We start from the raw sequence: 26,388 nt of genomic DNA, 5'->3' as shown, positions 1-26,388 counted from the left end.
TCAGCCTTCACCCCGGTCGCCTCTCTGGAGTTCGGAGAGCAACTCATCGTGCACCTGTTCGAAACCTGCCGCCCGCTGCGCCAGCGGCTGCGACTCGATCACATCGAGACGACTCATCAGCCCGTCCTCAGACACCGCCGGGGTCGCCGGAGACCCGGCCGAGCCCGAGTCGGTGTCAGGAGCGGCTGATTCCTTCATGACACCAGACTAGCGATGACCGGGGACATCTACCCGCGCTTTCCACAGGCTAGACGCGCCAGTGATCCTCATACAGAATCTCGGGCACTTGCAGCCCGTAGATCGCGAGACCGGAGGCCCAAATCGCCGCGCACCCCGCCCGCAGCAGGTTGATCGGCGAATCGCCTTCGGCGACAACCGAAGCGATGTGTCCGTCCATCCGCACCTTCGCCGTGCCCACCTGCATCGTGCCGTCTTTCAGGCGCTCGGTCGTCGGATAGGGCTCGTGCAACTCGGCCAGCGTCGCGACGATGAACTCCGGGCGCATGTCCTGCGACGCGGCGACGAGCTGCTTCGGACGGTCGACACCGGTGAGCACGTGGAGTGACGGAATGCCAGCCGCCACCGCGCCCTTGATGTCGGTGTCGAGACGATCCCCGATCATCAGCGCATTGCGCGTGCCGAATCGTTCGAACGCAGCCTCGAAGATCGGCGTCTCGGGCTTGCCCGCGAACACAGGAAGCCGCTGCACCGCGGTGTGCACCGCAGAGACAAGGGTGCCGTTGCCCGGGGCGAGACCGCGCTCGACGGGGATCGTCCAGTCCGTATTCGTGGCGATCCAGGGCAGCGGCTCGCGACCTGGCTGCTCGGCAAGCGCGAACGCGGCCTCGGCCAGATGCACCCAGCCCACATCGGGCGCGAAGCCTTGCACCACCGCCGCAGGCGCGTCATCCGCGCTGCGAGTGACCTTGAACCCGGCCTTCGTGAGCTCATCGACGAGCCCGTCACCACCGATCACCAGCACGCGCGAGCCTGCGGGGACCGTGCGCGCGAGCAGTGCCACGGCCGCCTGCGGAGACGTCACGACGTCCGATGGCGTAACGTGCAGGCCGAGCTCTTGCAGATGGTGCGCGACGGTCGCGTCAGTGCGCGACGCGTTGTTCGTCACATAGCCTAGGCGCAGATGCTCACTCGCACGGTTCAACTCGGCAACCGCGTGCGGGATCGCCTGTGGCCCGCGATAGATCACCCCGTCGAGGTCCGCGAGCAGCAGCTCACGCCCCGCGAGCGGGGTGTCGCCGAGGGCTGTGGAGCGCCTGCCGAACAACCCCATCAGTTCTTGCGATCCGCGTCGTCGTCCGACTCATCCGCGTCGAGCACGCCGATGCCGGCCGCGGCGAGCAGCTCGTCGACCTCATCTTCGATTGACATGTCCTCGGGCAGGTGGGCTTCTTCAGCGCGAGCCGCGTCAATCGGCGAGACGCTGGGCTCAGCTTCAACCTCTGCCTCAGCCTGGGCATCAACATCCTCGCTTGAGGCAATGGGCTCAGCTTCAGCGGTCGCGCCATTGTGGCGGGCGCCGTCTGCGTCGGCCGACATGCCGCGAGAAGCGTCAACGGCGAACTCTTCGCGCGCACCTTCATGATCGGTAATGCGTTCATCCGAGGATCCGAGCGACTCAGCCTGAGTTTCAAACTCTTCGGGCTCGGACTCGTACACCTCGAACACCTCGAGTTCGTCTTGCGAGCCGTGGTGCGCCTGCAGAGCCCGCGCGGCGTGGTTCGCATGCTCGAGCCACGTCGCGGCTTCTTCCGAGCGCCCCAAATCTTCGAGTACTGCGGAGTAGGCCGAGAAGAGGTCGGGGCTCCATGAGAACGCCTTTGTCGGGTTCAGCTCTGGAATCTCGAGCTCGAACAGCGCTTGCTGGGTCTGCCCGAGATCAAGTCGCGCGCCCGACATCGCAATCGCCAAGTGCACTCGCTGGTCGGTGTCGAGCGCCGACGCGTCGACAGCCAGACCGGTCTCAAGCGCCTTATCAGGGCGACCGAGACCGCGCTCGCTGTCGACCATGATCGCGACGTGCCCGTCGAGACCGCTCAGTCGGCGGTAGGTGCGGAGCTCTCGAAGTGCGAGTGCGAAGTCTCCGGTACGGTACGCCGTGATCGCGAGTGTTTCGCGCGCGACGGGAATGCGCCCCGCTCGTCGACTCGCCGAAAGCGCATGCTGATGCGCGAGCTCGGGATCATCGTCGATCAGGAATGCCACCATCGCGAGGTGACGCGCGACGCGCTCCTGCACGTCAGCTTGCAGCGTCTTCAACTCGTTGCGTGCGGCAGGGTGCAGATCGCGCGGCTCAACGGTCTCCGGGAGTACTGGATCCCGATGGTCGGCGCGGACCGGACGGAGCTCGTGCTGGAGGCGCTCCGCCTCGGTGAACACCCGGTCTTTGCCGCCACGGTCGCTTCGGCCGCCACCACGAGTACCGCCGCGACCGTAGTCGGCGCGATCGTCGCGCTGCGGGCGACGATCTTCGCGGTCGGAGAACTGACGACGCGGACGATCACCGTCACGCTGGGGACGACGATCATCACGGCCACCAAAGTCGCGACGCGGACGATCTTCGCGGTCGGAGAACTGACGACGCGGACGATCACCATCGCGCTGCGGACGACGATCATCACGGCCACCAAAGTCGCGACGCGGACGATCATTCCGATCGCCAAAGTCCCGACGCGGACGATCGCCGTCACGCTGCGGACGACGATCATCACGGTCAGAGAACTGGCGACGCGGGCGGTCGTTCCGATCGCCGAAATCACGACGCGGACGATCTCCATCGCGCTGCGGACGACGATCATCACGATCGCCAAAGTCGCGACGCGGACGATCATTCCGATCGCCGAAATCACGGCGCGGACGGTCACCGTCACGCTGCGGACGACGATCACCACGGTCATCGAACGAACGACGCGGACGATCGTCACGGTCGCCAAAGTCGCGACGCGGGCGATCGCCGTCGCGCTGCGGACGACGATCATCACGGTCGGAGAACTGCCGGCGCGGACGATCAGTCCGATCACCGAAGTCACGACGCGGGCGATCACCATCGCGCTGCGGGCGACGGTCAGAGCCTCCGTCGCGCCGATCGCGGTCGTAGGGCTGGCGACCTCCGCGATCATCGCGGCGCGCACCTCCCCCACGGGAGTCGTTGCGCTGGTTTCGGGGTCCGCGATCCGAGGATTCGTTCCGATCGGGTCGTTCATTCATGGGGTGCCTCCGAAAATCAGCGCTGTTGAAATGTCGTAAAATAGCGAAAGGGCCGCACGGTGACTGCCAGCTTTGGCATTCACTGTACGACCCTTTCTGTAAAAGGTGTCCGGCGGTGTCCTACTCTCCCACAAGGTCCCCCTTGCAGTACCATCGGCGCTGTCAGTCTTAGCTTCCGGGTTCGGAATGTGACCGGGCGTTTCCCTGACGCTATGGCCGCCGTAACTCTATTCACATATGACCACACCCCAACCATCTCGGGGGTGTGTGGCCGTACGTCTAGAACCACAAAGTGGACGCTTACATCGTTACTGAAGATACTCATGCCCCAACCACTCAAGGTTGGGAAGAAATCAAGTCATCGGCTTATTAGTACCAGTCAGCTCCACAAGTTACCCTGCTTCCACATCTGGCCTATCAACCCAGTCATCTACTGGGAGCCTCACCACCACAAGGGTGACGGAGATCTCATCTCGAGGCCGGCTTCCCGCTTAGATGCTTTCAGCGGTTATCCATCCCGAACGTAGCCAACCAGCCATGCCCTTGGCAGAACAACTGGCACACCAGAGGTCCGTCCAACCCGGTCCTCTCGTACTAGGGTCAGATCCTCTCAAATCTCCAACGCGCGCAGAGGATAGGGACCGAACTGTCTCACGACGTTCTAAACCCAGCTCGCGTACCGCTTTAATGGGCGAACAGCCCAACCCTTGGGACCAACTCCAGCCCCAGGATGCGACGAGCCGACATCGAGGTGCCAAACCATGCCGTCGATATGGACTCTTGGGCAAGATCAGCCTGTTATCCCCGAGGTACCTTTTATCCGTTGAGCGACAGCGCTTCCACAAGCCACTGCCGGATCACTAGTCCCGACTTTCGTCCCTGCTCGACCTGTCAGTCTCACAGTCAAGCTCCCTTGTGCACTTACACTCGCCACCTGATTGCCAACCAGGTTGAGGGAACCTTTGGGCGCCTCCGTTACTTTTTGGGAGGCAACCGCCCCAGTTAAACTACCCACCAGGCACTGTCCCAGAACCCGATCAGGGTCCGTAGTTAGATGTCCAATATGACCAGAGTGGTATTTCAACAACGACTCCACCCAAACTAGCGTCTGAGCTTCACAGTCTCCCACCTATCCTACACAAGCCACACCGAACACCAATACCAAGCTGTAGTAAAGGTCACGGGGTCTTTCCGTCCTTCTGCGCGTAACGAGCATCTTTACTCGTACTGCAATTTCGCCGAGTTCACGGTGGAGACAGCTGGGAAGTCGTTACGCCATTCGTGCAGGTCGGAACTTACCCGACAAGGAATTTCGCTACCTTAGGATGGTTATAGTTACCACCGCCGTTTACTGGGGCTTAAATTCAAAGCTTCGACCAAGGTCTAACCTCTCCTCTTAACCTTCCAGCACCGGGCAGGCGTCAGTCCGTATACATCCACTTGCGTGTTGGCACGGACCTGTGTTTTTAGTAAACAGTCGCTTCCCACTGGTCTCTGCGGCCACCACACCCTTTCCGGAGTAAATCCGTATAAGTGGGTGGCCCCCCTTCTCCCGAAGTTACGGGGGCATTTTGCCGAGTTCCTTCACCATGATTATCTCGATCTCCTGAGTATTCTCTACCTGACCACCTGAGTCGGTTTGGGGTACGGGCAACAGCAAACCTCACGTCGATGCTTTTCTTGGCAGCATAGGATCACCTGCTTCCCCAAACGGGTCCGCATCATGTCTCACCCAAAGCCGAAAACTGTTCATAATCGACGGGCTACACATTTACACCGGGACAACCATCGCCCGGCACAGGCTACCTTCCTGCGTCACACCTCACGCTCACCACCCCAGTTCGGGTTCGCAACCGCCACCCCACATCACCCGAAGGATCCATGAAGTATTGGATAGCTGAGCACTACTGGTTAGGTCTTTGACGGTTTACCGCCGGTACGGGAATATCAACCCGTTGTCCATCGACTACGCCTGTCGGCCTCGCCTTAGGTCCCGACTTACCCAGGGCAGATTAGCTTGACCCTGGAACCCTTGGTCTTCCGGAGGACGGGTTTCTCACCCGTCTTTCGCTACTCATGCCTGCATTCTCACTCGTGTGGCATCCACGACTGGTTCACACCGCCGCTTCACTCGCCACACGACGCTCTCCTACCCATCCATACGGCTGGACCACGAAGGCCTACCTGTTATATGAATGCCACAACTTCGGTGGCGTGCTTGAGCCCCGTTACATTGTCGGCGCGGAATCACTTGACCAGTGAGCTATTACGCACTCTTTCAAGGGTGGCTGCTTCTAAGCCAACCTCCTGGTTGTCACAGCAACTCCACATCCTTTTCCACTTAGCACGCGCTTTGGGACCTTAGTTGGTGATCTGGGTTGTTTCCCTCTCGACAATGAAGCTTATCCCCCACTGTCTCACTGCTGCGCTCTCACTTACCGGCATTCGGAGTTTAGCTGACGTCAGTAACCTTGTAGGGCCCATCGGCCATCCAGTAGCTCTACCTCCGGCAAGAAACACGCAACGCTGCACCTAAATGCATTTCGGAGAGAACCAGCTATCACGAAGTTTGATTGGCCTTTCACCCCTATCCACAGCTCATCCCCTCAGTTTTCAACCTAAGTGGGTTCGGTCCTCCACGACGTCTTACCGTCGCTTCAACCTGGCCATGGATAGATCACTTCGCTTCGGGTCTAGGACATGCGACTGAACCGCCCTATTCAGACTCGCTTTCGCTACGGCTACCCCACACGGGTTAACCTCGCCACATATCGCTAACTCGCAGGCTCATTCTTCAAAAGGCACGCTGTCACACCTACAAGGGTGCTCCAACGGATTGTAAGCAAACGGTTTCAGGTACTATTTCACTCCCCTCCCGGGGTACTTTTCACCTTTCCCTCACGGTACTAGTCCGCTATCGGTCATCTGGAAGTATTTAGGCTTATCAGGTGGTCCTGACAGATTCACACGGGATTTCTCGGGCCCCGTGCTACTTGGGATACACACCACGCGGTAAAACCATTTCGGATACGGGACTCTCACCCACTCCGGCCGCCCATTCCAAGGCGTTCTCCTATAGCTTCACTCTCACGTCCGAAGCTCAGCAGCGCTCCGAGGCATGTCCCACAACCCCGACCATGCAACCCCTGCCAGGTATCACACATGATCGGTTTAGCCTGATCCGGTTTCGCTCGCCACTACTCCCGGAATCACTATTGTTTTCTCTTCCTGTGGGTACTGAGATGTTTCACTTCCCCACGTTCCCTCTACCCGCCCTATATATTCAGGCGGGAGTCACCAGGTACGCACGCGCCCTGGCGGGGTTTCCCCATTCGGAAATCCTCGGATCACAGCCCGTTTATCGGCTCCTCGAGGCTTATCGCAGATTACTACGTCCTTCTTCGGCTCCAGATGCCAAGGCATCCACCGTTTGCTCTTTGAGACTTGAAATCACATAAGTATTCAGAACCACACACCCACCACCAAAACCCGAAAGCTTCGACAGTCAAAGTGTGTGACCAATGAAATTATTAGTATCAGCAGCACCAAACCACCCCGAACCACACCCAAAGGCATGTCCCTGATGTTTTGACGCTGCAAGATGCTCGCGTCCACTGTGTAGTTCTCAACGTACGGTCGATCCCACCCCTGAAGACAACACGTTCTCCAACAGTGGGTCAAGGATCCAGTCCACCACACCCCAAGGTGCGGCCGGCTGGTCTCCCAGGACCCAATAGTATGCACTCTTTACGCAAACCAGACCACTCACCCACGCGTTCCAATCACCCCGCCAAAACGGAAGTGACGTACTAGCACAGGCGAGCCATCAAAGCTTGCTTTGTCGTATGTTCCACCCATGAGCTGTGTGCGTCACGCGTTTGGTGACGATCACACATTCTCTGCACCAACCAATGGTTGGTGAGTGCTCCTTAGAAAGGAGGTGATCCAGCCGCACCTTCCGGTACGGCTACCTTGTTACGACTTAGTCCTAATCACCAGTCCCACCTTCGACGGCTCCCTCCACAAGGGTTAGGCCACCGGCTTCGGGTGTTACCGACTTTCATGACTTGACGGGCGGTGTGTACAAGGCCCGGGAACGTATTCACCGCAGCGTTGCTGATCTGCGATTACTAGCGACTCCGACTTCATGGGGTCGAGTTGCAGACCCCAATCCGAACTGAGACCGACTTTTTGGGATTCGCTCCACCTCGCGGTATCGCAGCCCTTTGTATCGGCCATTGTAGCATGCGTGAAGCCCAAGACATAAGGGGCATGATGATTTGACGTCATCCCCACCTTCCTCCGTGTTGACCACGGCAGTATCCCATGAGTTCCCACCATAACGTGCTGGCAACATAGGACGAGGGTTGCGCTCGTTGCCGGACTTAACCGAACATCTCACGACACGAGCTGACGACAACCATGCACCACCTGTTTACGAGTGTCCAAAGAGTTGACGATCTCTCGCCCGTTCTCGTATATGTCAAGCCTTGGTAAGGTTCTTCGCGTTGCATCGAATTAATCCGCATGCTCCGCCGCTTGTGCGGGCCCCCGTCAATTCCTTTGAGTTTTAGCCTTGCGGCCGTACTCCCCAGGCGGGGAACTTAATGCGTTAGCTACGACACAGAACCCGTGGAACAGGCCCTACATCTAGTTCCCAACGTTTACGGCATGGACTACCAGGGTATCTAATCCTGTTCGCTCCCCATGCTTTCGCTCCTCAGCGTCAGTTACGGCCCAGAGATCTGCCTTCGCCATCGGTGTTCCTCCTGATATCTGCGCATTCCACCGCTACACCAGGAATTCCAATCTCCCCTACCGCACTCTAGCTTGCCCGTACCCACTGCAGGCTGGAGGTTGAGCCTCCAGTTTTCACAGCAGACGCGACAAGCCGCCTACGAGCTCTTTACGCCCAATAATTCCGGACAACGCTTGCACCCTACGTATTACCGCGGCTGCTGGCACGTAGTTAGCCGGTGCTTTTTCTGCAGGTACCGTCACTTGCGCTTCTTCCCTACTAAAAGAGGTTTACAACCCGAAGGCCGTCATCCCTCACGCGGCGTTGCTGCATCAGGCTTGCGCCCATTGTGCAATATTCCCCACTGCTGCCTCCCGTAGGAGTCTGGGCCGTGTCTCAGTCCCAGTGTGGCCGGTCACCCTCTCAGGCCGGCTACCCGTCGTCGCCATGGTGAGCCATTACCTCACCATCTAGCTGATAGGCCGCGAGTCCATCCCGAACCAAAATTCTTTCCACCTACACACCATGCGGTGATAGGACATATCCAGTATTAGACGCCGTTTCCAGCGCTTATCCCAGAGTTCGGGGCAGGTTACTCACGTGTTACTCACCCGTTCGCCACTCATCCACCCCCAGCAAGCTGGGAGCTTCAGCGTTCGACTTGCATGTGTTAAGCACGCCGCCAGCGTTCGTCCTGAGCCAGGATCAAACTCTCCGTAAAAAACGATTGTCACAAGCTCCCGGGGAAAAACCGGAAACCGCAACGAGTTCAATCAGGCAACAGAACCATCAATACTGACGATTCTTGTTATCCAAAAAAGGAATCTCCCACACCCACACGAATGTGAATGTCGGGGATTGTTAAATAATTGGCATATGACAATTAAAAGTGCACACTATTGAGTTCTCAAAGACCAGACACCACCCGTCACCCCCAACCAAGGAGGCTCCGAACAGCAACCTGTCTAACTTACCACATGAACTGTGGTGAGAAGCGCATGAAGAAGAACCGGACCGTTTCAGTCCGGCTTCGTCGCGCTGACAAGGGAATAGATTACGTGGATCCCACACCCCCAGCAACACGAGCCCACATCCCGGGCGTGTTGCCGCAGGAAACCGCCAATTCATGTTCCCGATATCCCCACGACACCCACACCCACACACGGCGACCAGCAACCCAAAACACCCCAAAACCCGGCGCACGCGCCCAGAAACACCGAATCCCGGGCGCGCCGCGCCCCGGCGCCCAGGCGCCAACCTCCGAAACGCACGAAACGGGCGCCGCCTCCCAGGTCTGGAAGGTGACGCCCGTTCATTCGCACTCGCGAAGGGGTGTGTCTACAGCAGCGCGACTCCGCGCTCGCCTGCCACGACGGCGCGCGGCAGCGTACCCGTGCTGAGCCACTCCACGATCGCCCGGGCTGGGTCCAGCGTGTAGTGCTCGAGCGATCCGTCCGAGAGGAATGCCACGTGCGGCGTCACCAGCACGCGCTGATCATCACGCAGTGGGTGATCCGCCACCGGGGGCTCCCCGTCGAGCACATCGAGAGCGGCGCCACGCAGGGTTCCCGTATCGAGGGCGGCCCCCAGCGCAGCACTGTCGACGAGTTCACCGCGCGACACATTGATCAGGCTCGCGCCCGGGCGCATCGCCGCGAACGCCTCGGCGCCGATCGCTCCCTCGGTCTCGGGCGCCAGCGGAAGGTGGAGCGACAGCACGTCGGCGCCCGCCAGGAGCGAATCGCGGTCGACCAGTTCGACGAGCCCGTCGCCGTCGGCGACGAAGGGGTCGTGCGCGATCACGGCTCCGAAGGTGGGGGCGGCGATCTCGGCGAGGCGGCGAGCGATGCGCCCGTAGCCAAAGAGACCGAGCGTCAATCCGCTCAAGCGCCGCGGCACCGCAGCGACGTCTTCGGTCCACCCGCCGGCGGCGGTCACCGCCCAGCTGTCTCGCAACCCGCGCTCCAGCGCCAGAATCAGCGACAGCGCGTGCGCAGCCACCTCTTCTGTCGCGGCATCCACGAGGTTGACCACCCAGATGCCCCGGTCGCGCGCGGCGTCGAGGTCGACCATGTCGACGCCGGCGCTCATCGTCGCGATGCAGCGCACCTGCGGCAGATGATCCAGCACCTCCGCATCGATGCGCGCATAGCCGACCACCAGGGCAACGGCTGCTTCTGCCCCGGCGGGGAACTCACGCATCGCACCGGGTGCCGCCGGCAGATCGAGCAGCATGGTCGCGGCGCCGGCCCGCTCGAGCAACGCACGCCCGGGCGCCGGATCGAGATCGGTGGTGTCGGTGAAGAGGACGAGCGGGCGGCTCACTCCCCCGCCCCCGACAGACGATGGAGGTGGGTCGGCGCGAACAGCTCGAGCACGGCCGGGAGCACGACGACGCGGGGGCCGCCGGCTGCGAGCGCGCGCGCGACGGCATCCGGTGCGTCGGCGAGCGAGGTCAGCTCGGCGGGGATGCCGAACGACTCGGCGAGCGCCACATAGTCCGGGCGGGCGAGTTCAGTCGCGGTCGCGGTGCCGAACGCTCCCTCCATGTACTCGCGCAGCACGCCGTAGCCGCCGTCATCAACGATCAGCCACACGACCGGCAACTGGTGCTGCGCGGCGACCGCGAGCTCTGCGATGCCGTAGAGCGCGCCGCCATCGCCCGAGACGGCGAGCACCGACGGGGCTTCGGATCCGGCCACCACGCGGCGACCGAAGGCCGCACCCAGTGCTGCGGGGTACCCGTAACCGAGGCCGCCGGCGCCCTGGGCCGATGCGAACTCCAGCCCGCGCGGGTCCCAAGCCGACCAGCCCCAGTACGCGAGGATCGTCATGTCCCAGTACACCGGGGTTGAGGCGGGCACGGCCTCGCGCAGCCCACGGACCAGCGCGAGCTCGGAGTCGAGCCCCTGGCCTTCAACGCGGGTGAGTACCGTTTGGAGCAGCGTGCGCACCGCGTTGACCGATGCCTCGCGGCGCGGCGCGGTCGACGCGCGCCCAGCACTCGCAATCGCGCCGTCCAGCTGCGCGAGGGCGATCTTCGCGTCGGCGTGCACTCCGATGCCGGGGTGATTCGAACCGAGCTTGCCGAGGTCGGCCTCGATCTGCACCACGCGACCTCGCGGAGCGAAGGTGTGGTAGTTGCTCGACAGCTCACCGACGCCGCTGCCGACGATGAGCAGCGCATCCGCTGCTTCGAGAAACTCGGTCGTCGCGATGTCTTCGATCCAGGATCGCGCGGAGAGCGGATGCTCCCAGTCGATCGCACTCTTTCCACCGATCGTGGTCACCACGGGAGCATCCAGCCGCTCCGCGAGTGCGACGAGCTCGGCCTCGGCCTCGGCCCGCACCACGCCGCCGCCCGCGAAGATGACGGGGCGCTCGGCCGCCGCGAGCACATCGGCCGCGAGCGCGATCGCCTCGGGCAGCGGTGCGAGCGGTGCCGCCGCCGCGATCGCGGGGGCCGAGGTGATCTCGGGGACGCGGCCATCGGCCGGCTCGAGCAGGATGTCTTGCGGCACCTCGACGAGCACGGGGCCGCGCGGCGCGGTATCGGCGATACGCCAGGCGTTCGCGATCGCGGTCGGGATCTGACTCATCGATCGCACCGTCACCACGTGCTTCACGACACCGCGGAACGAATCGGACTGCTGCGGCAGCTCATGCAGGTAGCCGTGACGGCCGCCGCCGAGGCCCGCCACCGGAATCTGCGCGCTGATCGCGAGCACCGGAATCGACGAGGCAGCGGCCTCCTGGAGCGCAGCGAGCGAGGTCAACGCTCCCGGGCCAGTTGAGAGGAGCAGCGGGGCGACGTCGCCGGTGACGCGGGCCAGACCGTCGGCCATGAAGCCCGCATTGTTCTCGACGCGGGCGCTGAGATACGCGAGGTCGGATCGGCGCAGCGCGTCGAAGAGGCCGAGTGCGTGCTGCCCGGGAAGGCCGACGATGCCGCGCGCACCGAGCGCGCGGAGCGTCTCGAGCACGACGTCGCCGCCGATGCGGCGGCCATCGTCGCCGGCGGGCGAGGCAGCGGCAAGTGAAGCGGCAGCCGAAGCCGCGGCGGTGGGTGAAACGTCAGCGGGCACGCCCGGCGATTCGATGGTCATCTATTCCTCCTGAAAGGGGTCGATGGCACTCGTTGCGCGGGCGTGCCCTCCGTGTCCGGGCCGGCGGGGTGCCGGCCCGGGGAATTCGGGTGCGAGTCGGGTCAGCGGGTCTGCTGCACCTCGTCGTACACGACGTCGTTGACCGCGGTGCGGTCGTCGAGGCTCAGTCGCATCGTCCACTCATCGAGAATGGGTGCGGGCGTCGGCTTGGTGGCCAGGCTGACGATCACGTACGTGAGCAGGCTCGCGATGAGGCTGTAGTAGATGGGCTCGTTCGCGAGGATGCCCCAGATGGCCATCGAGACGATCACGACGATCGTGCCGACGAGCATGCTGCTCACGGCGCCGATGCGGGTGCCGCGCTTCCAGAACAGGCCGCCGATGATCGCGACGCCGAGGCCGCCCACGAGAATGTCGTACGCGACGGTGAGCGCTGCGACGACATCCGTCACGATTGTCGCGATGAACATCGTGATGCCGGCCAGGATGAAGATGGTGACGCGGTAACCGAGCAGGCTCTCGCCCCCGACGTGGCCGTCGTGCATCTCGACGCGCGCCGTCTTCACACCGAAGATGCGCTTGATCGCGGGCAGGAGGTCGGTCGAGAACACCGTCGCCGAGGCGATCAGCGCACCGCTCGCGGTCGACATCATGGCCGAGAGCGCCGCAGCGAGCACGATGCCGCGCACGCCCGGGGGCAGCATCTCCTGCGCCATGAAGGCGAAGGCGTCGTTGCGGTTTTCCATCTCGGGGAAGAGCACGCGCGCCGCGATGCCGATGAGTGCACCGGCGAACGCGTAGAGCAGGCAGTACACGCCCGAGGTGATGCCGCCCCACTTCGCGACGCGCGGGGTGCGCGCGGTCACCACGCGCTGCCAGATGTCTTGCCCGATCAGCAGTCCGAGCGTGTAGACGATCACGTAGGTGACGATGGTCATGCCGCCGATCGACCACGGCGAGAAGAACGAGTCGCCGAGGCGCTCGCGGATGCCGCCCCAGCCGCCGGCCTGATCCGACGCCGTCATGAGCGCGATCGGGAGCAGCAGCAGGAACATGCCGACGGTCTTGATGACGAACTGCACGACGTCGGTCATGGTGATCGACCACATGCCGCCCATGATCGAGTAGATCGCGACGATCGTGCCGCCGATGACGACGCCCCACAGGTTCGAGATGCCGAAGAGCACGTGGAAGATCGTGGCGTAGGCCAGCGTCGAGGTCACCGTGAGCATCAGCGTGTACAGGAACATCACGATGCCTGAGATGAGCCCGTTCGAGCCGCCGTAGCGCAGATCGAGCATCTCGGTCACCGTGTAGACCTTGAGCTTCACGATGCGCTTGGCCAGGAAGGCGCTGAGCACGAGGATGCCGAGACCGATGCAGGTGACGAGCCAGGCGCCCGAGAGGCCGTACTCCCAGCCGAGGCCGATGCCGCCGACGGTCGATGCGCCGCCGAGCACGATCGCCGACATGGCGCCCGAGTACATGAAGCCGCCGAGGCGGCGGCCGGCGACGAGGTAGTCGCTCTTCGACTTCGAGCGGCGCATGCCCCAGTACCCCACGCCGAGAATCCCGACGAGGTAGACGGCCATGACGATGTAGTCCAGGACCACAGTGTCCTCCTAGTGGGAACGGATGGTGCAGCGCCGCTTCCCACACTCAGCGACACTGATTTCGTACGCTGAACGCTACCTGGGAAACGCGCGTGCGTCTTGGGCGATTCATCCCGAATGCAAGAGACTCGGGATGTTCTATCCTGGCCTCATGGAATTCGAACCCGAGTCGGTGGCCGCGCAGGCCACCGTGCCGCTCTCGACCCTGCTCGACGCCCCGGCCTTCGAAGCCAGTCTGCGGTCGCCGGCTCCTGAAAAGCTGGCGCAGGATCCCACAGCCTTCGACCGCGTGCGCGCCACAGAGGTGTCGGCCTCGATCGTCATCGACCTCGCCGACCCGAGTCGCTACGTCACGCGGGGCGACCTGCTCCTCATCACCGGGCTCGGCCTCCCCGAGCACCCCACCGCCATCGACGCCTACGTCGAGGGTCTGCGCGAGGGCGGCGTCGCCGCGCTCGTCTTCGGCGTCGAACCGGTCTATGACGCGGTTCCCGAGGCCCTCGTCGAGGCCTGCCGTCGCCAGTCGTTCCCGCTCATCGAGCTGCCTCCGCACGTGCATTTCGCGCCGATCACGATGCACCTGAACCGTGCGCTCGAGACCGAACGCACCCGCACGCTCGAGGTCATGAACACGTTCGCACGACGGGTGACCGAGGCGGCGCTGCAGCACGGACCCGCGCAGCGCATCACCTCCGTGCTCGCGCAGAGCGGTGAGGGGTGGGCGCTGCTGCAGATCGATGAAGACACGTACACCGGAGGGCCGGTGCCGGAGGCGCTCGACATCGATTCCCTGCTCGCCGATGTCGCGACCAGATTCGACGCGCAGGGACGTGCGCGCGGTGCCGTGCCGACCGCATTCACCACGGTGGAGGCCGCCGGCCAGCGGTACGAGGTCACCGCGCACCGCATCACACCGACCCGCACCCGAGCCGGAATCGTCGCGCCCTCGGCGGTGCTGCTGCTCGGCCGGGCCCCGCGACTCACGAGCACCGACCGCACGGCACTCCTGCTCGCCGCGAACCTCATCGGGCTCGTGGTGCAGCTTCCCGTGGAGCAGTCAATGGCGGTGGACCAGTTGCTCATGCACCTGATGGTCGACGCGAACCAGCGACGGGGCGGCGGGGGCGAACGCGACCGCTTCGCGCGGCTCGTCGCGAACTCGTTCGGCGGCGGCGCGCGCACCGTGCACGGGCTGGTTGCGATTCGGGATCCGCAGCACCCGCGAGACCAACGCGGTTCAGACGAAACCTACTCCTCAGACGCCGGTTGGCTGCGGCGACTGCTGCATACGCCGTTCGTCGAGCACCGCGCGCGCCGCATCCGCGCGTTCGTGTCGCGGCCACCGTCGGCTGCCGACTTCTCGCAGGCATCTGCGCTCGGCTGGCTCTTCGCGGTGAGCCGGCCCCACGAGCTCGACGAATTGCAAGAGGCGATGCTCGAAGCGGAAGAACTGGGCCGCGCCGCACGGCACCTGGGCCGGCACCTGAACGACGGCGATCCCGAATCTGCGGCCGAGGCCTGGCCGACCAGCGCGATCGCCGATCCGAGCGTGGCTCGCGTCGTTGCCGGTCGGTGGCTCGCCCCGCTCGATGACGCGGCGTTCACCGAGCATCGCAAAGCGCTCGCGGAGTGGCTGCGCCAGCACGGATCCTGGGATCGTACGGCACGGGAGACCGGGCTGCACCGCAACACGGTGCGCCGGCTCATCGCCGAGTCGGCGAAACAGCTCGGACGCGATCTCGATGATCCTGTCGAGCGGGCGCGGATGCTGCTCGCATTCACTGCACTCGACGCGAGCAGCTGAAACCCGAGCCGCCTGCCGCTATTCGACGAACGCGACGGCGCGAATGGGCGAGCCGTCACCCGCAGCGATGCGCAGCGGGAGCAGCACGACATCGACCGACTCGGGCAGCTCCGTGAGCCGGGCGAGATTCTCGACAATGACCCCGTCGCCGCCGAGCCAGAACTCGTGCACGGGCATGCCGCTCGCGTCGGAATCAGCCGGGACCGTGCCCGTCGAGTCGGGGCTGAGCACATCGACGCCGAGCACGCGTGCGCCCCGCTCCCACAGCAGCTCGGCGAGCTCCGGCGCCACCGCCGGGTGGTGCAGTGCCACGGACGAGCCGAAATGCGCGTCCCAGCCCGTGGCGATGCAGACGATCTCGGGCAGGCGATCCGGCACCCCGCCTGCAATGCGATCGCTGCCGAGCATCTCCCCCGGCCGCGCCGGTTCGGGGCCGACCACGAGCACCCGTGCCGCGCCCGCGAGCTGCTCAAGCGGAATGCGGTCGACCGTGCGGCCGCCGACGATCGAGTGCGCGGGCGCATCGAGATGGGTGCCCGCGTGCGAACCGAGATTTAGGTGCGCGACGGCGACGCCGTCGATCTCGACCGTGAGTGCCGGCTCCACCTTCACCTCGGGGTCGCCCGGATAGACGGGCATGCCGGAGAGGATCGGGTGGCTGAGATCGACGGCGCGCACGGTCAGTGCTCCAGGCGCAGCGCCGCAGTCTCGTCGGCACCGTCGAGCAGATGCCCCGTGCGCATACGGTCGCGCGGGTCGATGAGCCCGAGCGCGCCCCCGCGACCGATGCCGAGCATGAGCCCGAGGTAGAGCGCGAAGCTGATGACGAACGCCGGAATGTTGGCACCGATCGGGCTCGGGGCGACGTACGACAGCACGTACGACAGCACCGCGCCGACCACCCAGACGAACACGGCGATCCAGTTCACGCCGCCGCGGTACCAGTACCGGCTCTCCGGGCGCTCGTGCAAGATCTGGCGCGAGTAGCCGCGCCGTTTCAGCAGGTAGTAGTCGGCGATCATGATCGCGAACACCGGCACGAAGAACGCGCTGATGATGAAGAGGAAGTCGGTGAACTGATTCAGCAGCCCGAGGAACGTGGACCCGATCACCGAGATGATGCCCAGTACGATCGCGGTCGGCAGGAACCTCAGGTGCCACTTCGACTGCGCGTTCACGACCGAGGTCACCATGCCGAAGACGACCATCGTGTTGGTCGCCATCACCGACAGGAAGATCGCGATGCCGAGCGGCCAGCCGAACTCGGCGACGATCACCGACGGATCGAACGGCGTGGCCTCGTGCCCGCGCAGCAGAACCGCACTGAACGCGACCAGCCCAAGGAACATCGCGATGCTCGTCGAGAGCGTGTAGCCGATACCCGACCCCACGATGCCCGCGGTGCTGCTCTTCGCGTGCCGGTTCATGTCAGCGGAAAGCACGGTCCACGAGATCGCCGTGGCGATCACCATGTCGAGCGTGATGAAGGGGGTGCCGCCGAGCGAGGCGTCGACCGGCATCGCGGCAAACTCCCCGGGGCTGAACGCGCTGAACGCCGCGGCGAAGACGAAGCCCATGACGATGAGGATCGCCAGTGCGAGCCACGGCTCGACGCGTGAGATGCCGGTGTGCCCGAAGATCGCGAGCACGACGACGATCGCCTGGCAGATCGCGGAGAACAGCATCGGGTTCGAGAAGCCCGTCGCCTCGTGGACCAGATAGTTCACGGTGACGCCGGCGAGCATCGCCTGCACCCAGCTCCACCCCATGAGAATGATGAGGTTCGCGACCGCCGGCAGGATGCTGCCGCGGATGCCGAACGACCCGCGCGTGAGTGCCATCGTCGGCAGACCGGTGCGGGTGCCCATGTTGCCGACGAGCACCAGCACGAGCACCCCGATGAGCGTGCCCACCACGATCATGGCGCTCGCCGTGCCGAACGAGACGGCCGGGGTGAACAGGGTGCCGGTGAGCAGAGTCGTGACGACGAGATTCGCCGCCAGCCAGATCATGCCGATGTGCAGCAGCGACTGGGTGCCGCGAACGGGACCCGCGGAATCATGCTGGCCGTCGAGATTGACGGCCATGGTCTCGGGGCTGGTCATGATCAGAGCGCCGTATCGACGGGAGCGGGAGCATCGGGCACCGTCGAGAGGTGCTCGTGCACCGCGACCAGACCGTCGGGCTGGTCGCTGTCGGCGCGGAAGATGATGCTCTCGCGCTCGACGTACGAGTCGGGGCCGTCGGTCGAATCAATGCTCGTGGCGACCGTGTGGCTGAAGATCGCACCGCCCGGGAAGGTCTGCACCAGGCGATCCGTCGAGCTGCACGAGGTGACCCGCCAGCCGGAGGCGACCCACCCGGCCCACAGCGCTTCGTACTCGGCGCGCGAGTTCAGGCGCGACGCCTCGGGGTGGAAGATGAAGCTCGCGTCCTCGGCGAAGCCGGCGAAGTAGGCCTCGGTGTCGGTGGCGGCGAAGGCCTCGATGATGGCGTCGGCGGCGGCGAGAACGGCTGCCTGATCCGGGGTGTGCATGGGGTGCCTCCGTTGGCGAGGTGAATCGGGGTGGTGCGGGGGGTGAAACGGGAGCGGGGTGCGGATCGTGATGATCCGCACCCCGGGTGCACTCAGTCGCGGGCCGCCATGGCGCTCACAAGTTCGTACACGACGTGGCTCGCGGCCACGGCGGTGATCTGCGCGTGGTCGTAGGCCGGAGCGACCTCGACGACATCTGCGCCGACGATATGCAAATCGGCGAGACCGCGGATCAGGCGGAGCATTTCGCGGCTGGTGAGTCCGCCGGCCTCGGGCGTGCCGGTGCCCGGAGCGTGAGCCGGATCCAGCACATCGATATCGATCGAGATGTAGAGCGGCTTGTCGCCCACGCGCTCGCGGATCTTCTCAAGGACTGCGGGAATGCCGTGCTCTTCGATGAACTCGCTCGTGACGATCTGGAAACCGAGCTTCAGATCGTCTTCGAGGTCGCTCTTGCCGTAGAGCGGGCCGCGGGTGCCGCCGTGCATTGACGCGGTGAGGTCGATGAGCCCCTCTTCAGAGGCGCGACGGAACGGGGTGCCGTGGGTGGTGGGGGCGCCGAAGTAGGTGTCCCACGTGTCGAGGTGCGCGTCGAAGTGCAGCACGGCGACCGGGCCGTGCTTCTTGTTGATGGCACGCAGCAGCGGCAGCGCGATGGTGTGGTCGCCGCCGATCGTGACGATCTTGTCGACCTTCTCACCGAGCTCGGTGGCTGCGGCCTCGACCTGGTTCACGGCTTCGTCGAGGCTGAACGGGTTCGCGACGATGTCGCCGGCGTCGACGACCTGCTTCACGTTGAAGGGCGAGACGTCTTGCGCCGGGTTGTAGGGGCGCAGGAGGCGCGAGGCGTCGCGCACGTGCGACGGGCCGAAGCGCGCACCGGGGCGGAAGCTCACGCCGGAGTCGAACGGAACACCGACGACTGCGATGTCGGCGGCCGGAACATCCTCGATGCGCGGCAGCTTCGCGAAGGTGGCGATGCCGGCGTAGCGCGGCGTCTGGCTCGCGTCGACCGGGCCCTGAGGAGTGTGAGAAGTCACGATGCGTCTCATCCTTTCCAAGTTTCCTAAGAGTAAACAAGTGAGTTCTATCGGTGAACTCGCTTTCACTCTAGACTGGTGCTCGCGTCGCGGTCAACGCGGCGAACGAAGAACGAGGACCGCATGCGACCGATTCACCCGACGGCAGCCGTCGATCCCATTCGCATCGGCGCGAAGCTCCGCTCCTCGCGGCTCGCCCAGGGCCTCACGCTCGAGCAGCTCGCGCAGGCGACCGGGCTCACCAAGGGCTTCATCAGCCGCATCGAACGCGATGACACCATGCCGAGCGTGCCCACACTCGTGCAACTGTGCCAAGCACTCTCGCTGCCGATCGGCAACCTCTTCGAGGAGCCCGAGCTGCAGCTCATCCCACTCGAGACCGCGCCCGCCATCAACATGGGCGGCACCGGCGCCGACGAGCGACTCGTGACCCCGCGGTCGGAAGATCGCGTGCAGGTTCTGCGCTCGTCGCTCGAGCCCGATGCCAGCGGCGGCGACCAGCTGTACACCGTCAACTGCAACCTCGAGTCGCTGCACGTCGTGTCGGGCGAACTCGAGATCCAGTTCGCCGACCGGCAGATCGCACTCGTCGCCGGCGACACGCTCACCTTCCCCGGCCGCACCCCGCACACCTGGCGCGCGGGCGCTTCGGGCGCCGAGGCCGTGTGGGTGCTCGTGCCGGCCGCGTGGAGCGGCTCGGCCTGAGCACCCGGCACCGCGTCGACTAGGCGGCGGCTTCGTCGGCGTCGACGACTTCGTCGGCGGCGTCGGCTTCGGCGGCGTCGGCTTCGGCGTCGAACACGATGACACTTCGCGTGCGCTCACCGCGACGCATCGCGTCGAAGGCCTCATTGACTTCGTCGAGCCCGACGCGGGCGCTGATGAGGTCGTCGAGCGGCAGCGCCCCCGACAGGTACGCGCCCGCGACGCGCGGGAAGTCGCGCGCCGGCACGAGCCCGCCGTAGTTCGAGCCGATGATGGTCTTGCCCTCGTAGGCGAGCAGCAGGCCGTCGATCTCGACCGTCTGCCCCTCCGGTGGGAGCCCGACGAACACTGCACGGCCACCCGGGCGAATCAGTTCGGGCAGCTGCTGCATCGTCTGCACGCGGCCGATGGCCTCGAACGCCACGTCGGCTCCCCCGTCGGTGAGCGTCGCGACCTGGTCCGCAAGGTCGGGCGCGCTGAGCACCGTGTGGGTCGCGCCGGCACGCACCGCCTCGGCGAGCTTCGCCTCGGAGACGTCAACTGCGACGATCGGGTTCGCGCCGGCGAGGCGCAGGGCGGAGATGATCGAGAGGCCGACGCCGCCCGCGCCGACCACGACCGCGGACTCCCCCGCGACCACGCGCGCGTTGTTCGCGACCGCGCCGTAGCCCGTGCCCACTGAGCAGCCGATGAGGCTGGCGACATCGAAGGGCACGCGCTCGTCGATCTTGATGGCGGCGAACTCGGGCACCACGATCGACTCGGCCATCGCGCCCGTCGCGAGGTACGGGTACGCCGTCGAGCCGTCGCGGTCGCTCCAGCGGGTCGTGCCGTCGGGCAGCAGTGAATCATTCGACTTCGCGCGGGTGCACGCCCACGGCTTGCCGCCGGTGCACTCGCCGCAACGCTGGCACGCCTGGTGCCACGCGATGACGACGTGGTCGCCGACCGCGAGACCGCGCACTCCGGCGCCCACGGCGTCGACGACACCGGCTGCCTCATGCCCCATCACGGCGGGCAACGGCACCTGCCACTCGCCGTCGAGCACGTGCCGATCCGATCCGCAGACGCCGGCCGCTCGCACACTGACCCGCACTTCGCCGTGCTGCGGCGGGGCGAGCGTGAGCGTGTCGACGGTCAGCCGGTCGCCGTCATCGCCGCGGTAGACCGCCGCCCGTACCTCGATCGCCTCGGTCATCTGCTTACTTCCTTCCGGCGGCCGCGAACGGATCGACCTGCCCGTACGCACCGCGGCCGCGGCGCACGTAGAGCAGCCAGTTGAGCACCAGGTAGACGACGATCGCGATCACCACGGTCGGCACGGTCGCCGTCGCGTAGCGGAAGATCGGCTGCGTCTCGAGGGTGATCGGGTTGTACACCCACAGGTAGAACACCGACGCGATCGCCACGGCTGCCATCGCCGCGAGGTTCACGCCGCCCGTGAAGCGCAGCGGATCCTGCGCACCACTCGCGTAGAGGGCGCGCAGCGGCACGTTCTGTCGACGCAAAATGAGGTAGTCGGCGATGATGACGCCGCAGATCGCCGCGATGAACGCCCCCGAGATGACGACGAAGGTCATGAACTGGCCGTACATGAAACTCGGGAACAGCGCGAGCACTGCGGGGAAGAACAGGAACACCGCGCACAGCGCCGGCCACCGCAGCCTCGCGAGCAGCTGCCCGCTCGACTGCTTGATGGCGAGGACGGTCGAGTAGGCGATCGACCCCATGCTCGTCACGTTCGCGAACCCGACGAAGAGCAGCGTGAGCACGCCGAGCACCGGGCCGCCGAGCGGCACCATCCACGCCGTGGGATCCGCCGCTCCGAGCATCAGCGCCGCGGCCATGCCGACGACCTGGGCCACTGCGGTACCGAAGAAGATCCCGGCGTACGCGGGCCACAGCGCCGCCTTCGGCCCGCGGGTCAGGCGTGCGAGTGTGCCCATCACGGGCCACCACGAGAGACCGGCACCGAGGTTGAACTCCACGGCCATCGCGAAGTTGAGCGTCTGGTCCTCGAAGGGGGCCAGCGGCTCGGCGGCGAAGAGGTCGCTCCAGGAGTGCTGCGACATGAGCAGCACCATCATGAGCGCCACGATGATGAGCAGCCCCGGGGCGACGAAGCGGTTCAGCTTACTGATCGCGACCGGCCCGCGGGAGAGCAGGAACCAGCCGCCGAGGATCGCCGCCAGCGCGAACACTGTGACGATGGGGCCCTCGACGTTGAACGCCGTGCCGAACGCCTGGTTCGAGATCTCCGTGAATGCGCGTCCGAACATGATGCCGAGCAGCGAGCTCCACCCCATCTCGGTGACGAGCACGACGGTGAAGACGACGATGGCGACGCCGACAGCCCCGAACACCGACTTCAGCGCGCGGTACTGTTCGACGCCGAGTCGCTGGCTGAGCAGCACGCTTCCCAGCACCATGATCGCGAGGCCCAGCGTGTTGCCGAGCAGCATCGCGGCGATGCCGTCGCCGAAGCCGACGAGCAGCACGGTGGATCCGCCGGTGAGAAACGCCCAGGTCGCAATGGCGAGGCTGAGCGTGACCCAGCTGAAGTCGGCGGCGCGCCACGTGCGCTCCTGCTTCGTCAGCGGCAGTGAGCCGTAGGTCGCCTCCTCCGCGACCGCCGCTTCGACGCGCACGGCCTGCGTTTCGGTCAGCTCGTCTCGGGCGCTCACAGTGCACCCGCCAGCCACGAACCCACCGCGATCACGGCGACGACGCCGAGAAACAGCGCCAGGCTCGCAGAGCCCAGCTTCGCATGGACGGGGTCGGTCGCCTCGACCGTTTCGACTTCGGTGAGACGTCGCTCGAGCTCTTCGGCGAGCCGCGCTTCTGTACTCATGGGACAGACCTCCTTGTGTATCCGTGCAGATCCCGGTCTCGCCGCAGCGAGAACGGAGCCAGCCTAGGCGAGTCATGCGCATTTCGTTCGCCAGAGTTCGCGGCTTCTGCGCTTCCGCTCACCGTAGCACCCGAATTCGCACGACTCACGCCCTTGAGTCCGATTCAGATGCATAATTGCACGAGAACAATCCGCTGATTTGGGAGACGCATGGAGCACGGAACCGAGACAGCCGAGCTGCGTCGACGCGTGCTCCGCGGCCTGCGTGAAAACGGTCGCGCCAGCTACTCGCGCATCGCCGCTGAGCTCGGGGTCACACGACGGCAGGTGACCCAGATCGTGCAGCACGCGATCTCCCGTGGGGAGCTGCGTCTTTCGGTGTCGATCAGCCCAGATCTGCTCGGCCTCGAGCGCTTCGCTTACCTGCAGCTCTCAGTGACGGGCCCGATCGCCCCGGTGCGCACCGCGCTTGCTGCCATGCCCGAATCAACGTTCGTCGCCGACATCAGCGGGCGGTACTCCATCGATGTGGAGGTGCGCGTCGGCGCCGATCCGCACCTGCGCGACACCGTCGACCGGGTGCGCGAGCTCCCCGGGGTGCACGAAGTGCGCACGCACCTGTACGAGAGCATCGAGGTCAATCGCTACTCGCCACTGCGCACCGGGCGCACCGCATTCGCGATTGACGATGCCGATCGCGCCATCGTCCAGCATCTCCAGAGCGATGGGCGCGCCTCATTCCGAGAGCTGGGGGCAGCAGCCGGGATCTCACCGAGCGGGGCGCGCCTGCGATTCGAGCGTCTGGCCCGCAACGGCGCGGTGAAGGTGGTGGGCATCCCGGTGCGTGGAGCGCTTGCCTCCGCCGACGGCTCGAGCGATCGGGTCGAGACGCCATCATTGGGCGTCGGCGTGCAGATCCGCGGCAAACTCGCCGACGCACTGACCAGCGTGCGCACACTCGACCCCGAATTCGTCGCAGTGACCGTGGGCGACTACGACCTCATTGCAACGCTTTCAGCAGACAGCTACGAGGAGTTGCTCGATCTCGCCGATCAGTTGCGCACGCTCCCCGAGGTAGCCCGCATCGAAACCTGGGCCAACCTGCGCATCGTGAAAGAACAGTACGGCGAGAGCGATCGACTCAGCGCCAGCCCGCGTACACTTCGGGCCGCCGATCGCGCAAATACTGCGCACCGGCGCCCGGCATCGGAAGCGCAGGATCCGCCCCCTCGAAGTCGGGAATCTCAGCGATAAGCAGTTCGGGATCGGCCCCTGCGGCAGCCAGCACCGCACCTTCGATGCCCGCGACCGTACTCAACCCCGCGAAGATGCCGCCCGCGTGGTCCGCATACGCCACGACGATGCGGTTCTCGGCGGATCGCGCGCGCACGAGGAGCTCGGGGACGTAGGCCGAATCGTGATCGATCGCCGTCGGCACGAGCAGCAAATCGGCCCCCTGTGCCGCGACGTATCGCGCAGGCTCGGGGAACTCGATGTCGTAGCAGATCTGGAAGGCGACCCGTCGCCCGTTCCACTCGGCAACGCGCGGGGCCTCGGTCGCGGCGGTGAAGGCGAGGCGCTCGTCTTCACCCCAGAGATGCACTTTCTCGTACTGCAGCACTTCGTCGCCCTCAGCGTTCCAGAGCCCCGCAGCGATGGCGAAGCTGCCGTCGGCTCTGGCCAATGGGAACCCCGCAGCGACCGCGATGCCGTTCTCGCGAGCTATCCGCGCGATCGCTGCCGGAAACCCGGCAACGCGCTCCGGAGTCAGCCAGCCGGCGAGTTCCGCCGGAGCGTATCCCGTGACGAACAGTTCAGGCGTGAGCAGCAGGTCGGCGCCCGCCTCGCGTGCCCGGCGCGCGGCCTCGTGCACCGCCGCCAGATTCACCTCGGGTTCGAGCGCAGACGCCGCCGCCTGCAGAATCGCGATACGCATCTCGGCTACCCCGCAATCACGCCCGCGAGCGTCTTCTTGCCGCGACGCAGCACCGCGACCGCGCCGTGCAGCAGATCATGTGACTCAAGCACGCGATCTTCGGTCTCGACCGCGACGTTGTTCACGTAGACGCCGCCCTGCGCGATTGCGCGACGGGCCTCGCCCAGGCTTTTCACGAGCTCGGTATCGACGAGTAGCTGTGCGATCGCGGCACCGACGACTGCGGGGGTCTGCGCCAGCTCGGACACTGCACCGCGCAGCGACGACTCGTCGAGCGCGGTCAAGTCGCCACGACCGAACAGCGCCTCGGACGCGTCGATCGCGCCCTGCGTCGCAGCCGCACCGTGCACGAGGGTGGTGACCTCGACTGCCAGACGCTTCTGCGCGGCACGTTTGAACGGCTCCTCGGCGACCTGGCGCGCGTACTCCTCGATCTCTGCCCGCGACAGGAAAGTGAAGACCTTGAGGCGATCCACCACGTCGGCATCGGCCTGGTTGAGCCAGAACTGGTAGAACGTGTACGGCGAGCACATCTCGGGGTTCAGCCAAATAGCGTTGCCCTCGCTCTTGCCGAACTTCGTGCCGTCGGCGTTCGTGATCAGCGGGGTGCCGATCGCGTGCGCGGAGGCGCCCTCGGCCTTGCGGATCAGCTCCGTGCCACTCGTCAGGTTGCCCCACTGGTCGCTGCCGCCCGACTGCAGCTTGCAGTCGTACTGGCGGTAGAGCTCGAGGAAGTCGAGACCCTGCAGAATCTGGTAGCTGAACTCCGTGTAGCTGATGCCCTCTTCCGAGTTGAGTCGCTTCGCCACGATGTCTTTCTTGACCATCGTGCCGACGCGGAAGTACTTGCCGATCTCGCGCAAGAAATCGATCGCCGAGAGCGGCGCCGTCCAGTCGAGGTTGTTCACGAGCCGGGCTGCGTTCTCACCCTCGAAACTGAGGTAGCGCGACACCTGCTGACCGAGCGAATCGACCCACTCCGCAACGGTCTCGCGCGAGTTGAGCACGCGCTCCGCGGTCGGACGCGGATCGCCGATCAGACCAGTGGAGCCGCCGACAAGGCCGAGCGGCAGGTGGCCGCGCAACTGCAAACGGCGCATGAGCAGCAGCTGCACCAGGTGCCCCAGGTGCAGGCTCGACGCCGTCGGATCGAAGCCGCAGTAATACGCGAACGGCTCGCCCTCGATCAGTTGCGACAACGCATCGGCGTCGGTCGAAACGTGGATCAGCCCGCGCCACTCCAGCTCGGCCCACAAAGTGGCGAAGCTGTCGTCGTTGCGCTGGGCGGCCAGGATCTCGGTGCGATCGTTCAGTTCAGACACGCCTGACATCGTACCGCTTCCGTGCTGGCGCGCGGGGCCTCACGGCAGGGTCGGGGGCTCCTGTTCGCTCTCCGAGTCGCTGCGCCGGCCGCGCAGCGCGCGCACTGCGCTGAGAAGCGCGGTGACGACGATCGAGACCGCACCGCCCCAGATGAGCAGACCGAGGAACCCCAGCGATCCCGAGCGACGACCGCTGCCGAGCACATCGCCCCAGCCGGTTCCCGTCGCGTGCAGCACGAACGGCCCGACTGACATGACCGCGGCGCCAACGAGGAGCAACACCCAGCCGACCGGCCCCGGAGCACGCTTGCCGCGCGCATCGGCCGGGCCGAAGGCGAAGGTCGCAAGGCCCATGATCGCAAACCCCGCGCTCATGGCGGAGAACCCCCAGCCGGTCGGATCGTCGTTCAAGACCGCGAGTGCAGCCGCGACGAACGCGACGAACCCGAAGAACGCGGTCGCGAGGCCCAGCACGACCCGGGGGTTGCGCGGAGCTTTCAAGCTCACCGAAG

20 protein-coding genes and 3 rRNA genes are annotated in these 26,388 nt (G+C 65.2%); 4 read left to right on the top strand and 19 right to left on the bottom strand.

Annotation, left to right across the window (positions count from 1 at the left end):
• From ACZF5Y_RS04155 to ACZF5Y_RS04145, 3 genes are read right to left on the bottom strand one after another with little or no spacing between them, the layout of a single operon-like run.
• Nucleotides 1-198: a hypothetical protein gene (locus ACZF5Y_RS04155; RefSeq protein ID WP_497534564.1), complete on the bottom strand. Its 198-nt coding sequence runs from the start codon at nt 196-198 to the stop codon at nt 1-3.
• Between the two features lie 49 nt (nt 199-247).
• Nucleotides 248-1,291: an HAD-IIA family hydrolase gene (locus ACZF5Y_RS04150; RefSeq protein WP_497534563.1), complete on the bottom strand. Its 1,044-nt coding sequence runs from the start codon at nt 1,289-1,291 to the stop codon at nt 248-250.
• Complete coding sequence (locus tag ACZF5Y_RS04145) at nt 1,291-2,226, bottom strand: hypothetical protein (protein WP_497534562.1); 936 nt, start codon at nt 2,224-2,226, stop codon at nt 1,291-1,293. Before ACZF5Y_RS04145 ends, ACZF5Y_RS04150 begins: the two co-directional genes overlap by 1 nt.
• Between ACZF5Y_RS04145 and ACZF5Y_RS04140 the strand changes: the two genes are divergently transcribed.
• A complete protein-coding gene (locus ACZF5Y_RS04140) occupies nt 2,179-3,264 on the top strand; it encodes a hypothetical protein (RefSeq protein ID WP_497534561.1) in 1,086 nt (361 codons plus the stop codon). The genes ACZF5Y_RS04145 and ACZF5Y_RS04140 overlap by 48 nt on opposite strands.
• A gap of 68 nt (nt 3,265-3,332) precedes the next feature.
• Here the strand turns inward: ACZF5Y_RS04140 and rrf are convergent.
• The 6 genes from rrf to ACZF5Y_RS04110 all read right to left on the bottom strand — a co-directional run bounded on the left by rrf (nt 3,333) and on the right by ACZF5Y_RS04110 (nt 13,682).
• A 5S ribosomal RNA gene (gene rrf / locus ACZF5Y_RS04135) occupies nt 3,333-3,449 on the bottom strand.
• A 125-nt stretch (nt 3,450-3,574) separates the two neighbouring features.
• Nucleotides 3,575-6,675 (bottom strand): 23S ribosomal RNA (locus ACZF5Y_RS04130).
• 483 nt (nt 6,676-7,158) lie between these two features.
• Nucleotides 7,159-8,684: ribosomal RNA gene (locus ACZF5Y_RS04125) — 16S ribosomal RNA — on the bottom strand.
• Together the 16S, 23S and 5S rRNA genes form the textbook arrangement of a ribosomal RNA operon.
• Before the next feature lie 617 nt (nt 8,685-9,301).
• Nucleotides 9,302-10,288 (bottom strand): C-terminal binding protein, encoded by a 987-nt coding sequence (locus ACZF5Y_RS04120; protein WP_497534560.1) that lies wholly within the window; start codon nt 10,286-10,288, stop codon nt 9,302-9,304.
• Entirely contained in the window at nt 10,285-12,069 is a 1,785-nt protein-coding gene (locus ACZF5Y_RS04115) for a thiamine pyrophosphate-binding protein (protein WP_497534559.1), read from the bottom strand. The genes ACZF5Y_RS04120 and ACZF5Y_RS04115 overlap by 4 nt, the downstream gene beginning before the upstream one ends.
• Before the next feature lie 101 nt (nt 12,070-12,170).
• Nucleotides 12,171-13,682: a sodium:solute symporter family protein gene (locus tag ACZF5Y_RS04110; protein WP_497534558.1), complete on the bottom strand. Its 1,512-nt coding sequence runs from the start codon at nt 13,680-13,682 to the stop codon at nt 12,171-12,173.
• 151 nt (nt 13,683-13,833) lie between these two features.
• Between ACZF5Y_RS04110 and ACZF5Y_RS04105 the strand changes: the two genes are divergently transcribed.
• On the top strand, nt 13,834-15,486 hold the full coding sequence (locus tag ACZF5Y_RS04105) for a PucR family transcriptional regulator (RefSeq protein WP_497534557.1): 1,653 nt from the start codon (nt 13,834-13,836) through the stop codon (nt 15,484-15,486).
• Nucleotides 15,487-15,504: 18 nt separating this feature from the next.
• Here the strand turns inward: ACZF5Y_RS04105 and ACZF5Y_RS04100 are convergent, their stop codons facing one another.
• The 4 genes from ACZF5Y_RS04100 to speB all read right to left on the bottom strand — a co-directional run bounded on the left by ACZF5Y_RS04100 (nt 15,505) and on the right by speB (nt 19,062).
• Nucleotides 15,505-16,164, bottom strand: coding sequence for a cyclase family protein (locus ACZF5Y_RS04100; protein WP_497534556.1), 660 nt, complete (start codon nt 16,162-16,164; stop codon nt 15,505-15,507).
• 2 nt (nt 16,165-16,166) lie between these two features.
• Nucleotides 16,167-17,591 (bottom strand): purine-cytosine permease family protein, encoded by a 1,425-nt coding sequence (locus tag ACZF5Y_RS04095; RefSeq protein WP_497534555.1) that lies wholly within the window; start codon nt 17,589-17,591, stop codon nt 16,167-16,169.
• A 2-nt stretch (nt 17,592-17,593) separates the two neighbouring features.
• Nucleotides 17,594-18,022 carry a YybH family protein gene (locus ACZF5Y_RS04090; RefSeq protein ID WP_497534554.1) on the bottom strand — a complete coding sequence of 143 codons (429 nt, stop codon included), beginning with the start codon at nt 18,020-18,022 and terminating at the stop codon, nt 17,594-17,596.
• 92 nt (nt 18,023-18,114) lie between these two features.
• On the bottom strand, nt 18,115-19,062 hold the full coding sequence (gene speB, locus ACZF5Y_RS04085) for an agmatinase (protein WP_497534553.1): 948 nt from the start codon (nt 19,060-19,062) through the stop codon (nt 18,115-18,117).
• 123 nt (nt 19,063-19,185) lie between these two features.
• On the opposite strand from speB, the gene ACZF5Y_RS04080 reads away from it, so the two are divergent.
• Nucleotides 19,186-19,767 (top strand): helix-turn-helix domain-containing protein, encoded by a 582-nt coding sequence (locus tag ACZF5Y_RS04080; protein ID WP_497534552.1) that lies wholly within the window; start codon nt 19,186-19,188, stop codon nt 19,765-19,767.
• 19 nt (nt 19,768-19,786) lie between these two features.
• Here ACZF5Y_RS04080 and ACZF5Y_RS04075 read toward each other — a convergent pair whose 3' ends face one another.
• From ACZF5Y_RS04075 to ACZF5Y_RS04065, 3 genes are read right to left on the bottom strand one after another with little or no spacing between them, the layout of a single operon-like run.
• Complete coding sequence (locus tag ACZF5Y_RS04075) at nt 19,787-20,965, bottom strand: zinc-binding dehydrogenase (RefSeq protein ID WP_497534551.1); 1,179 nt, start codon at nt 20,963-20,965, stop codon at nt 19,787-19,789.
• Nucleotides 20,966-20,969: 4 nt separating this feature from the next.
• Complete coding sequence (locus tag ACZF5Y_RS04070; protein ID WP_497534550.1) at nt 20,970-22,451, bottom strand: purine-cytosine permease family protein; 1,482 nt, start codon at nt 22,449-22,451, stop codon at nt 20,970-20,972.
• The gene (locus ACZF5Y_RS04065; RefSeq protein WP_156316644.1) at nt 22,448-22,618 is read right to left on the bottom strand and encodes a hypothetical protein; all 171 of its coding nucleotides are present in this window, start codon (nt 22,616-22,618) and stop codon (nt 22,448-22,450) included. Before ACZF5Y_RS04065 ends, ACZF5Y_RS04070 begins: the two co-directional genes overlap by 4 nt.
• Nucleotides 22,619-22,828: 210 nt before the next feature.
• Between ACZF5Y_RS04065 and ACZF5Y_RS04060 the strand changes: the two genes are divergently transcribed.
• The gene (locus ACZF5Y_RS04060) at nt 22,829-23,872 is read left to right on the top strand and encodes an Lrp/AsnC family transcriptional regulator (protein ID WP_497534549.1); all 1,044 of its coding nucleotides are present in this window, start codon (nt 22,829-22,831) and stop codon (nt 23,870-23,872) included.
• Here the strand turns inward: ACZF5Y_RS04060 and ACZF5Y_RS04055 are convergent.
• The 3 genes from ACZF5Y_RS04055 to ACZF5Y_RS04045 are packed head-to-tail and all read right to left on the bottom strand — an operon-like array spanning nt 23,760 to nt 26,383.
• Nucleotides 23,760-24,554 carry a nitrilase-related carbon-nitrogen hydrolase gene (locus tag ACZF5Y_RS04055; protein WP_497534548.1) on the bottom strand — a complete coding sequence of 265 codons (795 nt, stop codon included), beginning with the start codon at nt 24,552-24,554 and terminating at the stop codon, nt 23,760-23,762. The two genes, ACZF5Y_RS04060 and ACZF5Y_RS04055, sit on opposite strands and share 113 nt — an antisense overlap.
• A gap of 5 nt (nt 24,555-24,559) precedes the next feature.
• A complete protein-coding gene (tyrS, locus tag ACZF5Y_RS04050; protein ID WP_497534547.1) occupies nt 24,560-25,876 on the bottom strand; it encodes a tyrosine--tRNA ligase in 1,317 nt (438 codons plus the stop codon).
• A gap of 39 nt (nt 25,877-25,915) precedes the next feature.
• Nucleotides 25,916-26,383, bottom strand: a complete 468-nt coding sequence (locus ACZF5Y_RS04045) for a hypothetical protein (protein WP_497534546.1) — start codon at nt 26,381-26,383, stop codon at nt 25,916-25,918.
• Nucleotides 26,384-26,388 lie beyond the last annotated feature (5 nt).

This window comes from Leucobacter sp. WKLB1 (genome assembly GCF_059696215.1).
This window is presented reverse-complemented; position numbering and strand designations above follow the sequence as displayed.

Coding starts and splice junctions, on each gene's coding strand:
- ACZF5Y_RS04155 (WP_497534564.1), bottom strand. CDS start 198: ATGAAGGAATCAGCCGCTCCTGACACCGACTCGGGCTCGGCCGGGTCT.
- ACZF5Y_RS04150 (WP_497534563.1), bottom strand. CDS start 1,291: ATGGGGTTGTTCGGCAGGCGCTCCACAGCCCTCGGCGACACCCCGCTC.
- ACZF5Y_RS04140 (WP_497534561.1), top strand. CDS start 2,179: ATGCTGATGCGCGAGCTCGGGATCATCGTCGATCAGGAATGCCACCAT.
- ACZF5Y_RS04145 (WP_497534562.1), bottom strand. CDS start 2,226: ATGGTGGCATTCCTGATCGACGATGATCCCGAGCTCGCGCATCAGCAT.
- ACZF5Y_RS04115 (WP_497534559.1), bottom strand. CDS start 12,069: ATGACCATCGAATCGCCGGGCGTGCCCGCTGACGTTTCACCCACCGCC.
- ACZF5Y_RS04105 (WP_497534557.1), top strand. CDS start 13,834: ATGGAATTCGAACCCGAGTCGGTGGCCGCGCAGGCCACCGTGCCGCTC.
- ACZF5Y_RS04095 (WP_497534555.1), bottom strand. CDS start 17,591: ATGACCAGCCCCGAGACCATGGCCGTCAATCTCGACGGCCAGCATGAT.
- ACZF5Y_RS04090 (WP_497534554.1), bottom strand. CDS start 18,022: ATGCACACCCCGGATCAGGCAGCCGTTCTCGCCGCCGCCGACGCCATC.
- ACZF5Y_RS04080 (WP_497534552.1), top strand. CDS start 19,186: ATGCGACCGATTCACCCGACGGCAGCCGTCGATCCCATTCGCATCGGC.
- ACZF5Y_RS04075 (WP_497534551.1), bottom strand. CDS start 20,965: ATGACCGAGGCGATCGAGGTACGGGCGGCGGTCTACCGCGGCGATGAC.
- ACZF5Y_RS04065 (WP_156316644.1), bottom strand. CDS start 22,618: ATGAGTACAGAAGCGCGGCTCGCCGAAGAGCTCGAGCGACGTCTCACC.
- ACZF5Y_RS04060 (WP_497534549.1), top strand. CDS start 22,829: ATGGAGCACGGAACCGAGACAGCCGAGCTGCGTCGACGCGTGCTCCGC.
- ACZF5Y_RS04055 (WP_497534548.1), bottom strand. CDS start 24,554: ATGCGTATCGCGATTCTGCAGGCGGCGGCGTCTGCGCTCGAACCCGAG.